Genomic DNA, 12,222 nt, shown 5'->3' on the forward strand with positions numbered 1-12,222 from the left:
GCCCGGAGCCTGACTAGAACGACTCGCGGAGCATCGCGAGCAGGTCCTGCTGGGTGCACGGGCGCGGGTTGGCGCGGTGCGAGGCATCCACGAAGGCCTTCTCGGAGATGCGGACCAGGTCCTGCTCCTTCACGCCCGCGTCACGCAAGCGCGAGGGAATGCCAATCACGGCGTTCAACTTGCGCACGCGCTCGATGGCATTGCCCGCGAGCACCTCTTCCCGAGCATTCGAGGTATCCCCCATGGCGAGCGCCACGCGAGCCAGGCGCGCGGTGCTGACGGGGCGGTTGAACTCCATCACCACGGGCAGGACGATGGCGTTGGCCAGGCCATGGTGCACGCCGGAGATGGGCGTGAGGGCATGCGCCAGCGCGTGGCAGGCCCCGAGCCCCTTCTGGAAGGCCATGGCGCCCTCCATGGCGGCCACCATCATGTCGGTGCGGGCTGTGAGATCACGCCCGTCCTCGAACGCCCTGGGCAGCGAGCGGGCCACGCGGGAGATGCCGTCGATGGCCACCGCGTCCGCGAGCGGGTGGAAGCCGTTGGACAGGTAGGCCTCCAGGCAGTGGGTGAAGGCATCCATGCCCGTGGCCGCGGTGGGCCCGGGAGGCAGGCCGAGCGTCAGCTCGGGATCGCAGATGGCCGCCTTGGGCATGAGGAACGGGCTGAAGATGACCGTCTTGCGCCCGGTGTCCGAGAGCGTCGCCACGCCCGAGCGGCTCACCTCCGAGCCCGTGCCCGCGGTGGTCGGGATGGCGATCAGCGGCGGCATGTTGTCGCGCACGTACTGGTCCCCGCCCGTGGCGTCGTCATAACGCGACAAGGGCGGCTCGTGCGTGGTGAGCACCTGCACCAGCTTCGCCGCGTCCAGCGGACTGCCACCGCCAATCGCGATGATGCCGTCGCACTTGTTGGCCCGGTAGGCCTCCAGGCCCGCGAAGGCATCCCGCTCGGTGGGGTCGGGCTTCACCTCCTCGAAGGTGGCGAAGCCGACCCCGGCCTCCGTGAGGACACCGTACAGGCGCTGAGCCAGTCCGGCCTTCACCACGCCCGCGTCGGTCACCACCAGGGGGCGCTTCATGTTCAGCCGCGCCACCTGTGCGGGAAGCCGCTGCAGGGCTCCGGCCCCGAGGACGATCTTCGTGGGCCAGGACAGCTCGGTGATGCGCGGCTCGCTCGGCATGTCGAACGGTTTCATCGATATCTCCTAGATCAGCTCCATGTAGCGCTCGAGCTCCCAGTTCGTGACGGCGCGCTCGTACCGCCGCGCTTCCCAGTCACGCGTGCGCACGTAGTGGTCCACGAACTCCTCGCCGAGGATCTGCCGGGCCCGCTTCGATTCCTTCAGGAGCGTCACGGCCTCGCGGAGCGAGCGCGGCAGCACCGGCGCCTCGGCCGAGTACCCGTTGCCCGCGCACGGCTCGGGGGGCTCCACCTCGTTCTCGATGCCCCACAGGCCCGCCGCGAGGCTCGCCGCCATGCCGATGTACGCGTTCATGTCCGCGGCCGTCTGGCGGTACTCGATGCGCATGGACTTGGGGCTGTCGCCGATGACGCGCACCGCGGTGGTGCGGTTCTCCTTGCCCCAGGTGGCCGACACGGGCGCCCACGTGTTCTCCACGCTGCGCTTGTACGTGTTCACCGTGGGCCAGTAGAGCGCGGTGAACTCGGGCATCAGCTCCAGCAGGCCGCCGATGTAGTGCCGCATCGTCGTGCTCATGCCGTCGCGGGCATCGGGGTCGTGGAAGGTGTTCTCGTGCGTCTTCAGCGACCACAGCGACTGGTGGATGTGGCCCGAGCACCCCGGCAGCTTCTCGTTCACCTTCGCCATGAAGCAGGCGGTGAGCCCGTGGCGCGAGCAGATCTCCTTCACCACCGTCTTGAAGAGCGCCGCCTTGTCCGCGGCCTTCTCCAGGTCGTCGTAACGGATGGCGGCCTCGAAGACGCCCGGGCCCGTCTCCGTGTGGAAGCCCTCCAGCTCCAGCCCGAAGTCCCGGCACCCGTCCATGATGGCGTGCACCAGCGGCGCGTTCATCGAGGTGCGCAGCCACGAGTAGCCGAACATGCCCGGCGTCAGCGGCGTCAGATGCTCGTAGCCCTTCTCCTTCAGCGACTGTGGCGTCTCCTTGAAGATGAAGAACTCGTACTCGGCGCCGAACTTCGGCTGGAAGCCCATCTCCCGGGCGCGCGCGCTGATCTTCTGCAGGAGCTGACGCGGACTGGGCTCGAAGGGCGAGCCGTCCGGGTTGACGAAGTCGAGGAGGAAGGCGGCGGTGTCCGGCTCCCAGGGGATGATGCGGCCGGTGGACATGTCCACCCGGGCCTGCCCGTCCGGGTAGCCCGTGTGCCAGCCCGTCACGCGCGTGTTGTCGAGCAGCTCGTCGGTGATGTCCCAGCCGAACACCACGTCACAGAAGCCGAGCCCGCCCTTGCACGCGGAGAGGAACTTCTCCACGGACACGTACTTGCCGCGCCAGACGCCGTCCACGTCCACTCCGCCGATCTTCACCTGGCGGACGCCGTTGTCCTCGAGCCACTTGTGCAGCACGTCGATGTCGGACGGCTCGCGCAGGGGCCTGACATTGCCGCGATCCTTGTCCTTGGAGCGCGCGCGCCTGCCCGCTGGCTGCGGCAGGGTGATGACCTTCGCCTTGGAACGGTTCGCCATTGGCCTCTTCCCTCTCCTTCGCCCGACGCCCATGACCGCGCCCGGCCTTTCCTCAAATCTCCGAAGGCAGCTTCGTCCACACCGCCTTCGTCTGGAGGTAACCCTCCAGGGCGTGATGCGACAGGTCCCGGCCCCAACCGGACTCCTTGTAGCCACCGAAGGGCGCGGCATCGTCGAACTCGTTGTAGCAATTGATCCACACCACGCCGCTCTTCACCCGGCGCGCCATGGCGTGCGCCTTGGCCACGTCCCTCGTCCAGATGGAGGCCGCCAGGCCGTATTGTGTGCCGTTGGCGATCTCCAGCGCCTGGGCCTCATCCTTGAAGCGCAGGCAGGCGAGCACCGGGCCGAAGATCTCCTCCTGCGCAATCCGCATGTGCGGCTGCACGTCGCCGAAGATCGTGGGCTTCACGAAGTTGCCCCGGGCCTTGGCGCCCTCGGTGTCGCGCGAGCCGCCGGCCAGTACCTTCGCGCCCTGCTGCTTGCCGCTCTCGATGTAGCCGAGGATGGTCTCCAGCTGCTTCGCGCTCACCTGCGCGCCCATCTCGGTGCTCTCGTCGAGCGGGTTGCCCACCTTCATCCTGCTCGCGCGCTCGGCCAGCCGGGACACGAAGGCGTCATAGGCCTGCTCGTGCACCAGCACGCGGCTGCCCGCGTTGCAGATCTCCCCCTTGTTGCTGAAGATGCCCCAGAAGCACGCCTCCACGGCCTTCTCGAAGTCCGCGTCCGGCAGGATGATCTGCGGGCTCTTGCCGCCCAGCTCCAGCGTCAGCTTCTTGAGGTTGCTCGCCGCCGAGGCCTGCAGCAGCCGCCGCGCCGTGCGGCCCGAGCCGGTGAAGGAGATCTTGTCGATGTCCGGGTGGCGGGCCATGGCCTCGCCGGTGGGGTCGCCGTAGCCCGTCACCACGTTGAGCACGCCGGGAGGAATCCCCGCCTCCAGGGCGAGCTGCCCCAGCCGCATCGCCGTGAGCGGAGTGATTTCGGAGGGCTTGAGCACCACCGTGCACCCGGCCGCCAGCGCGGGGCCGAGCTTCCAGCACGCCAGACAGGTGGGGTAGTTCCACGGCACGATGGCGCCCACCACGCCCACCGGCTCCTTCAGACAGTAGGTGAGGAAGGGCCCGTCCACCGGCAGCACCTCGCCGCGGATCTTGTTGGCCCAGTCGGCGAAGTAGGACAGCGTCGCGGCGCCCGGCCCCACGTCGCCGCGCATGGCCTCGCGCAGCGTCTTGCCGTTCTCCAGGGACTCGAGCAGCGCGAGCGACTCGCGGTTCTGCCACAGCAGCTCGGAGAAGCGGCGGATGATGCGGCCGCGCTCGCTGGCGTTCATCCGCCCCCAGGGGCCGGACTCGAAGGCCCGCCGAGCGGCCTTCACCGCCTTGTCCACATCCGCCGCCGTGGCGGAGGGCACGTCGCAGATCTTCTCACCCGTGGCGGGGTTCACCACGGGAAGGGTTCCTCCCTCCACGGGGTCCACATGCTGGCCATCGATGAGCAGCTTGAGCGCCGGAAGCTGGGGAGAGAGCGAGCGAGCGTCGGTCATGAAGATTCCTCGGGAGCCCGGGCGCGCACCGGTGGCACGTGCGGGCGTCAACAACAGGAAGCGGCAGCCGAAGCTAGGGACCGCCATCCGAGGCGGCAACCCGGCCCACCGAGAGGCGAGATGAAGAACGTTCTTCTTTTGAAAGCTGGTGACGCGGCCCACGCCGTGAAGCTGAGCGTCGGTGATTACGAGCACTGGTTCGTCGAGTCGCTGGGGCGCGGAGGCTGCCGGTTCGACATCCTCCACGTACACCGGGGCGCCCGGTTGCCGGACAGCGCGGAGGGCTACGACGCGGTGATGATGACGGGCTCACCGGCGTCGGTGACGCAGCCGGAGCCGTGGATGGAGCGCTCGGCGGCGTTCATGGTGGACGCGGCGGCCCACGGCATCCCGGTGCTCGGGGTGTGCTTCGGGCACCAGTTGCTCGCGTACGCCCACGGGGCGCGTGTGGTGCGCAACACCCACGGGCGGGAGATTGGCACCGTGGAGGTGGCCCTGAGCGAGGCGGGCCGCGAGGACCCGCTCTTCCACGGCCTGCCCGAGCGCATCACCGTCCAGGCCACCCACGAGGACATCGTCGAGCACCCACCCCAGGGGGCGACGGTGCTGGCGGGCAACGCGAACACGGCCGTGCAGGCCCTGGCCTTCGGGCCGCTCATCCGGGGTGTGCAGTTCCACCCGGAGGTCCACCCGGCGGCCATGCGGGCACTGATTCTCGCCCGCGCGGAGAAGTTGGAGGTCGAAGCAACGAGCCGGGGCCATGCGCCCGGGGAGCGGGTGAACCGGCTGCTGGCGGGGCTCGCTCCCACGCCGGCCGGGCAGCGAATCCTGAGCAATTTCGTGGAGCGGTTCACCTCAGGGCGGGGCTGGGGTAGGTAGACGGTATGGCCTCGCGCTGGGACTACCTCTTCGAGTCGAAGCCCGTCCCCCTCATGGACCACATGCTGGAGGAGGTGGCGAAGCTGCTCGCCAAGGACCTCCAGCAATGGCCGCCGCCCGTCCAGGAGATCGATCTGGATGTGGGAGGCCAGTTCGCGCCGCTCTTCACCGAGCCGCCCCCGCGCCCCGTCCGGGCCGTCTACGACGAGGCGCTCCGGCTGTCGCGCTGGGAGCTGGCCCGGGAGTTGGAGGCGTACGACGACTACATGCGCAACAAGCGCTACCTGGAGCGGGGGCTGGCGCCCACGGACCGGCTGGTGCTGCTGTTTCTCAACCGGTGGATGGTGGACCACATGCTGGGCCTGGGCGAGGCCACGGAGGGGCGCGTCAACCGGCGGCTGATGTTGCAGTGCCTCGACCGCCTGGAAGCTCGCCTGAGGTTGGTTCAGACGCCCTTCTCTTGAGACCCGCCCTCCCCTCTGCGATAAGCCCGCCCATGCTGCAGCCTCACGAGTTGAATCTCCCGGCGGAGCAACGCCGCAAGCGCCTCTACATCCTGGCGGGGTTGTGGCTGACCGTCGTGGCGGTGCTGGTGCTGTTCCACTCGGTGCTGCTGCCCTTCGCGAGCGCCGCGCTGATTGCGTACCTGGTGCACCCGCTGGTGACGCGCATCAGCCACATGCAGGTGCGCGGGCGGAACATCCCCCGCTGGGTGGCCATCCTGCTCATCTACGCCCTGTTCTTCCTGGTGGCGTATCTGTTCTTCATCACGATGGTGCCGCAGCTCTACCGGGAGCTGGCGCGCATCAGCCGGGATGGGGTGGCCTTCCTCAACTCGCTCACGCCCGAGCGCATCCACCTGCTGGCCGACCGCGCCGAGGACTGGCTGCGCGCCAATGGGATTCCGGTGGCCATCGCCACGCCCGAGGACATCCGCAGCGGCGTGCCCACCACGGGCCTGTCGGTGAACCTGGAGAAGACGATCCAGGACACGGCCATGAGCCTGTCGGCCCTGGGGCGCGAGCACCTGGGGGACATCGTCACGGTGTCGCGCAACATCATCACGTCGGTGGTGGCCGGCGTGTTCATGATGTTCTTCATGCTGATGGTGGCGGCGTTCTTCTCCATCGATGCGCAGGCCATCGTGCGCTACTTCACCACGCTGGTGCCGGTGGAGTACGCGAGCGACGCGAACCTGCTGCTCGAGCGGATTGATCGCTCGCTGTCCGGCGTGGTGCGTGGGCAGGTGACCATCTGCATGGTCAACGGCGTGCTGACGGGGATTGGCCTGGTGCTGTTCGGGGTGAAGTTCGCGTTCCTGCTGGCCACGGTGGCCACGGTGTTCAGCCTCATCCCCATCTTCGGGACGATCCTGAGCTCGGTGCCCATCGTGCTGATCGCGCTGGCGGATGGGTTCCAGAAGGGGTTCGCCATCCTGCTGTGGATCATCGGCATCCACGCGCTGGAGGCGTACTTCCTCAACCCGAAGATCATGGGCTCGGCGGCGCGCATCCACCCGGTCATCGTGGCCTTCAGCCTGATTGCCGGAGAGAAGATGTTCGGGCTGGTGGGGGCGCTGTTCGCGGTGCCCGTGGCCTCCATCGTGGTGGCCTGCTTCGACTACGCCCGTCTCAAGGCCCAGCCCCGGCTGGGCGAGGTGCCCGTGCACCTGGAGCCGCCGAAGTAGCCAATATCCCCTCTCCCGACGCGGGTTCCAACCCGTTCACCCCCTCTGGCTCACGGGTTGGAGAACGGACCCATGTACCCTCACCCCGACCCTCTCCCGGAGGGCGAGGGAGGAGTGGGGAACCCGGGTTCCGCTGGTGACGGGAAGTGTTGCGGCGGGCTCAACCCTGGCAGGCGGCCTCGCAGCGCGAGTTCCGGCAGAAGACGTAGCAGCGCCCGCAGTCGAGCCCATCCGCCGGGCAGTTGTTGGTGCACCGCACGTTGCTGCAGTCGGGCCCGTCCTGCACGTGGGTGGGGTTGGTGCCCAGCCCACAGCAGGCGTTCCCCGTGCAATCCGAGTCCTGGTAGCAGATGCGATTGGACAACGGCGCGGGGTTGCCGCCGGAGTCCGGGTCGATCGGCTCGCACCCGGTGGCCAATCCGAGCACCGCCCCCAGCACGAGGGCGGACAGAGACACAGAACGGGTGCGGCGCATCGAGCGACTCCCTCCCGGGGACTACCGGTTCATCGAGCCAAGGAACTCCGTGTTCGACGCGGTCGAACGCATGTGCTTGAGCACGAACTCCATCGCGTCGATCGGCGTGAACGGGTGCAGCACCTGACGGAGCGCCGTGATCCGGATGAGGTCCGCGGCGGGCAGCAGCAGCTCTTCCTTGCGCGTACCGGACTTGTTGATGTCCAGCGTCGGGAAGATGCGCTTCTCCATCAGCTTGCGGTCCAGGACGATTTCCGAGTTACCGGTGCCCTTGAACTCCTCGAAGATGACCTCGTCCATGCGGCTGCCGGTGTCGATGAGCGCGGTGCCGATGATGGTGAGGCTGCCGCCCTCCTCGATGTTGCGCGCGGCGCCGAAGAAGCGCTTGGGCTTGTGCAGCGCGTTGGCGTCCACACCGCCGGAGAGAATCTTGCCCGAGGCCGGCACCACCGTGTTGTAGGCGCGCGCCAGACGGGTGATGGAGTCCAGGAGGATGCACACGTCGTACTTCTGCTCGACCAGGCGCTTGGCCTTGTCGATGACCATCTCCGCCACCTGCACGTGACGCGTGGCCGGCTCGTCGAAGGTGGAGCTCACCACCTCGCCGCGCACGTTGCGCTCCATGTCCGTCACTTCCTCGGGGCGCTCGTCCACCAGGAGAACAATCAGGTACACGTCCGGGTGGTTCTTCGAGATGGCGTGCGCGATGTTCTGCAGCAGCACCGTCTTACCGGCCTTCGGGGGCGCGACAATCAGGCAGCGCTGGCCCAGGCCGATGGGGCAGAACATGTCGATGATGCGCGTGGTCATCTCCGAGCCCTCGTGCTCCAGCTTGAGCTTGCGGGTCGGATAGAGCGGCGTGAGGTTGTCGAAGAGGATGCGCTCGCGGGCCGCCTCGGACAGCGGATCCGTGAAGTTGACCCGGTCCACCTTCTGCAGCGCGAAGAAGCGCTCGCCCTCGCGCGGCTGGCGGATGGGGCCCGTCACCGTGTCGCCCGGCCGCAGGTTGAAGCGGCGCACCTGCGACGGCGACACGTAGATGTCGTCCGGGCTCGGCTGGTAGTCGCTGTCCGCGCTGCGCAGGAAGCCGAAGCCGTCGCTGAGCAGCTCCATCACGCCCTCGGCGTGCACCTCGAACTTCTTGTCCGCGATGCCCGACAGCAGCGAGAAGATGAGATCCTGCTTCTTCAGGCCCTGGTAGCCCTCGACACCGAAGTCGTGGGCCATCTTCGCCAGGTCGGTGATCTTCATCCGCTTCAGGTCATTGAGCTTGATGACCTGCATGGGAGCGCCGTCGCGCGTCACCTCGGTGACCACGGGCGTCTCGGCCGGCTCGGGAGCCGCGGGCTGCGCGGCGGGCTCCTCGTCGTGCACGGCGTGGGCGCGGACCTCCTGGTACTCCTCGTCTCTGAGGGGGTGGGAGGGCATCGGCGTCAGCACCGGGCGCGGCGTCTCGGCCACGGCGGGAGACTCGGACTCGGTCTCGGTGTCGGTGTCCTCCTCCCGACGGCTCGTCGCCCGGCGGCGCGCCGGCTTGTCGGTGTCGTCCCGGTCCGCGGTCTTCGCCCGCGTCGTGCGACGCTTGGGCTTGTCCTCGACTTCGACGGGAACCAGGAGCTTCTCTTTGGGGGAACGGGCTTTGGCCATGATGTGGGGGGATTGCTGCTTGGCTGGGGCGCCCTGGGGTACGCGGTAGGCGAAACACCCTCAGAGCGGCACTCGGGCTCCCTTCTTGCCGGGACCTCGCGAGTGGTGGAACCTTGCGCTGGGAAGAGATGGGGCTTGGAGGTGGGACAACAACCCTCATGAGCCGCTGCAAGAGGTTATTGACCACCTCCGGAGCTGTCAAGGCATCCTCGCTTCCTGCCCAGTCAGGCAGCCGACGCCCCGAATTTTTTCAGTCCAGCCGCCGAGCCTTCATCCTTGAACTCCTCGAAGACCGCCGACGCCGCCCGAATCGAGCAACTCCGCCGCGAGCTCGCCCACCACAACCACCGCTACTACGTGCTGGACTCGCCGGAGATCAGCGACGCGGAATACGACCGGCTCATCCGCGAGCTGCAGGAGCTGGAGGCCCGGCACCCGGACCTCATCACGGTGGACTCGCCGACCCAGCGGGTGGGCGGAGCGCCCGCCGAGAAGTTCGAGAAGGTGGTCCACCGCGCTCCGATGCTCTCGTTGGCCAACGTCTTCGGCGACGAAGAGCTTTCCGATTTCGACGAGCGGATCCGCCGTCAGACGGGCCTTTCGCAGGTCGCCTACGTCTGCGAGCCCAAGCTCGATGGCCTGGCCATCACCCTGCTCTACGAGCAGGGCCGCTTCGTCCGGGGCGCCACGCGCGGTGACGGCACCGAGGGCGAGGACGTGAGCGCCAACCTGCGCACCATCCGCGGCCTGCCCATGGAGCTGCTGCCCCAGGACGGGGTGAAGGTGCCCGGCTCGCTCGAGGTGCGCGGCGAGGTCTTCATCTCCAAGAAGGACTTCAAGAAGCTCAACGACGCGCGCGAGCAGGAGGGCGAGCCGCTCTTCGCCAACCCGCGCAACGCCGCCGCCGGCAGCCTGCGCCAGTTGGACCCGCGCATCACCGCCTCGCGCCCGCTCTCCGTCTACCTGTACGAGTGCGTGCCCGGCGAGGGCGTGCCGGCCTTCCGCTCGCACGCGGAGAAGCTTGAGTACCTCAAGTCGCTCGGGCTGCCGGTGAACCGGTACGTGCGCGTGCCGGGGGTGGACGGGGTGCGCGAGCAGTACCGCGCCTCCGTCGACGGCCGCCATGCCCTGCCCTTCGAGGTGGACGGCATGGTGGTGAAGGTGGACGAGGAGGACCTGCGCCAGCGGCTGGGACAGATTTCGAAGAGCCCGCGCTGGGCGGTGGCCTACAAGTTCCCGCCCGAGGAGGAGGCGACCCTGGTGGAGGACATCCAGGTGTACGTGGGCCGCACGGGCGCGCTCACGCCGGTGGCGCACCTCAAGCCGGTGAAGGTGGGCGGCGTCACCGTGAGCCGCGCCACCCTGCACAACGAGGACGAGCTGCGCCGCAAGGACGTGCGCAAGGGCGACACCGTCTTCATCCGCCGCGCCGGGGACGTCATCCCCGAAATCGTGAAGGTGGTGGAGTCCAAGCGGCCCGAGGGCGCCCAGCCCTTCGTCTTCCCCACCGAGTGCCCCGTCTGCCACGCGGCGGCCGTCCGGGATGACGAGGGCACCATCATCCGCTGCACGGGCGCCACCTGCCCCGCGCAGCTGGTGGAGAAGGTGCGCCACTTCGCCTCGCGCACGGCCATGGACGTGGACGGCCTGGGCGAGAAGCTGGCCGCGCAGCTGGTGGAGACGGGGCTGGTGAAGAGCTTCGCGGACCTCTACCACCTCACCAGGGGCCGGCTGCTCGAGCTGGAGCGCATGGGCGAGAAGAGCGCGGACAACCTGCTGTCCAACATCGAGCGCTCCAAGCAGACGACGCAGCCGCGCTTCCTCTACGCGCTCGGCATCCGCCACGTGGGCGAGGCCACCGCCAAGACGCTCGCCGAGGCCTTCCCGGACGTGCGCCAGCTCTTCGACGCCAGCCTGGAGGACATCACCCGCGTCAAGGACGTGGGCCCCACCATGGCCCAGGTCATCCACTCCTTCTTCCGCGAGCCGCGGAACCGCGAGGCCATCGAGGCCCTGCTGGCCGCGGGCGTCACGCCGGCCGCGCCCCGGGTGGTCAAGGGCGGCGTCTTCGCCGGCAAGACGGTGGTCCTCACCGGCGGCATGAGCGGGATGAGCCGCGACCAGGCCAAGGAGGAAATCGAACGCCGGGGGGGCAAGGTGTCGGGAAGTGTCTCGCGCAAGACTGACATGGTGGTGGCGGGCGAGGACGCCGGTAGCAAGCTGAAGAAGGCCCAGGAACTCGGGGTAAGAATCCTGGACGAGCAGGCGTTCCTCCAGCTTTTGCAGTCCGACGCCAGAGGGTAGAAGGGCGGGCACCATGGACAGGCGGCGAGCAAGCCTCCGGATTCGAGGCAAGGTGCAAGGGGTGTTCTACAGGGAGAGCGCCCGCACCGAGGCGTTGCGTCTCGGCCTGACGGGATGGGTACGCAACCTCTCCGACGGGTCCGTGGAGGCCATCGTGGAGGGAGCACCGGAGGTCATCGAGTCGTTCGTCACCTGGTGCCATCGTGGCCCCACGCAGGCCCGGGTGACGGATGTGGAGCGCGCCGATTCCGAGGCGCGTGGGGAGTTCAGCACCTTCACCGTGGAGCGTAGCTCATGACTCCCTATGCGCTGGCTTCTCTGCCGGCCATGCTGGGTATCAAGTCCGGCAGCAAGGTTTCCGTCATCAACCCCCCGCGGGGGTTCGTCCAGCGGCTCAACCCGCTGCCCGAGGGGGTGGAGTTCCTCATCACCGCCCAGACGGGCCTGGACGTCATCCTCTTCTTCACCCAGGACGCGCACGAGCTCGTCCAGCGCCTGCCGGCCCTCTCGCGCGCCATGGCGCTCACCGGGGGCATCTGGGTGTGCTGGCCCAGCGGCGAGGGGATTAAAACGTCCCTCTCCGAGGACTTCATCCGCCAGGCCGCGTTGGACATCGGCATGGTGGACAACAAGATCTGCATCATCGACAGCACCTGGACGGGCCTGCGCCTGGTGCGCCGCCCCCGGGGAAGGCTGGACAAGCCGGAGAACCGGAAGAAGGCGCCCACCGCCCAGGCCTAGGGGCGGCCGGGCGAGCTGCTGGAAGGCGGACATTTTCCATGTCTCGCCTTTACAGGTCGTATCAGGCGTGAAAACCTTTTGGCGTTTTCGGGCCTTGGGACGTTCCACCAGGGGTGGGGCGTTCGGGGTCCAAGTGGATTTTTGATTTTTGAGACGGGTGCGTTCCCAGGACACCAGGGGGCGCCGCTGCACCGGGTCTCTATCGCCCCCCCAAGGCGCCCGCGGATGGGCACCGACCGGGTGTGGAAGGAAGAGGACGGGCGGTAGGCGTGCCAGGG

11 protein-coding genes are annotated in these 12,222 nt (G+C 68.3%); 6 read left to right on the top strand and 5 right to left on the bottom strand.

The features are described from left to right. Nucleotides 1–13 precede the first annotated feature (13 nt). The 3 genes from AC16DP_RS18365 to AC16DP_RS18375 are packed head-to-tail and all read right to left on the bottom strand — an operon-like array spanning nt 14 to nt 4,211. Nucleotides 14–1,198, bottom strand: coding sequence for an iron-containing alcohol dehydrogenase (locus AC16DP_RS18365; RefSeq protein WP_329725794.1), 1,185 nt, complete (start codon nt 1,196–1,198; stop codon nt 14–16). 9 nt (nt 1,199–1,207) lie between these two features. Beyond that, the gene (locus AC16DP_RS18370; RefSeq protein ID WP_329725795.1) at nt 1,208–2,668 is read right to left on the bottom strand and encodes a glutamine synthetase family protein; all 1,461 of its coding nucleotides are present in this window, start codon (nt 2,666–2,668) and stop codon (nt 1,208–1,210) included. A 52-nt stretch (nt 2,669–2,720) separates the two neighbouring features. Next, a complete protein-coding gene (locus AC16DP_RS18375) occupies nt 2,721–4,211 on the bottom strand; it encodes an aldehyde dehydrogenase family protein (RefSeq protein ID WP_329725796.1) in 1,491 nt (496 codons plus the stop codon). 120 nt (nt 4,212–4,331) lie between these two features. Here AC16DP_RS18375 and AC16DP_RS18380 point away from each other — a divergent pair, with 120 nt between their 5' ends. The 3 genes from AC16DP_RS18380 to AC16DP_RS18390 are packed head-to-tail and all read left to right on the top strand — an operon-like array spanning nt 4,332 to nt 6,777. Continuing rightward, on the top strand, nt 4,332–5,090 hold the full coding sequence (locus AC16DP_RS18380; protein WP_329725797.1) for a glutamine amidotransferase: 759 nt from the start codon (nt 4,332–4,334) through the stop codon (nt 5,088–5,090). 5 nt (nt 5,091–5,095) lie between these two features. Next, nucleotides 5,096–5,554, top strand: coding sequence for a hypothetical protein (locus AC16DP_RS18385; RefSeq protein ID WP_329725798.1), 459 nt, complete (start codon nt 5,096–5,098; stop codon nt 5,552–5,554). Nucleotides 5,555–5,586: 32 nt separating this feature from the next. After that, nucleotides 5,587–6,777: an AI-2E family transporter gene (locus AC16DP_RS18390; protein WP_329725799.1), complete on the top strand. Its 1,191-nt coding sequence runs from the start codon at nt 5,587–5,589 to the stop codon at nt 6,775–6,777. Nucleotides 6,778–6,937: 160 nt separating this feature from the next. On the opposite strand, the gene AC16DP_RS18395 is transcribed toward AC16DP_RS18390, so the two are convergent. Both AC16DP_RS18395 and rho read right to left on the bottom strand, forming a co-directional pair. Continuing rightward, nucleotides 6,938–7,252, bottom strand: coding sequence for a hypothetical protein (locus AC16DP_RS18395; RefSeq protein ID WP_329725800.1), 315 nt, complete (start codon nt 7,250–7,252; stop codon nt 6,938–6,940). A 21-nt stretch (nt 7,253–7,273) separates the two neighbouring features. Next, complete coding sequence (rho, locus tag AC16DP_RS18400) at nt 7,274–8,899, bottom strand: transcription termination factor Rho (RefSeq protein WP_329725801.1); 1,626 nt, start codon at nt 8,897–8,899, stop codon at nt 7,274–7,276. Nucleotides 8,900–9,175: 276 nt separating this feature from the next. Between rho and ligA the strand changes: the two genes are divergently transcribed. Genes ligA through AC16DP_RS18415 form a run of 3 tightly spaced genes read left to right on the top strand, consistent with a single transcriptional unit; the run spans nt 9,176 to nt 11,944 of the window. Next, the gene (gene ligA / locus AC16DP_RS18405; protein ID WP_329725802.1) at nt 9,176–11,203 is read left to right on the top strand and encodes an NAD-dependent DNA ligase LigA; all 2,028 of its coding nucleotides are present in this window, start codon (nt 9,176–9,178) and stop codon (nt 11,201–11,203) included. Between the two features lie 13 nt (nt 11,204–11,216). Beyond that, nucleotides 11,217–11,501: an acylphosphatase gene (locus AC16DP_RS18410; protein WP_329725803.1), complete on the top strand. Its 285-nt coding sequence runs from the start codon at nt 11,217–11,219 to the stop codon at nt 11,499–11,501. Further along, on the top strand, nt 11,498–11,944 hold the full coding sequence (locus AC16DP_RS18415; protein WP_047859710.1) for a DUF3052 family protein: 447 nt from the start codon (nt 11,498–11,500) through the stop codon (nt 11,942–11,944). Before AC16DP_RS18410 ends, AC16DP_RS18415 begins: the two co-directional genes overlap by 4 nt. Nucleotides 11,945–12,222: the final 278 nt, after the last annotated feature.

It is taken from the genome of Archangium sp. (assembly GCF_057119385.1).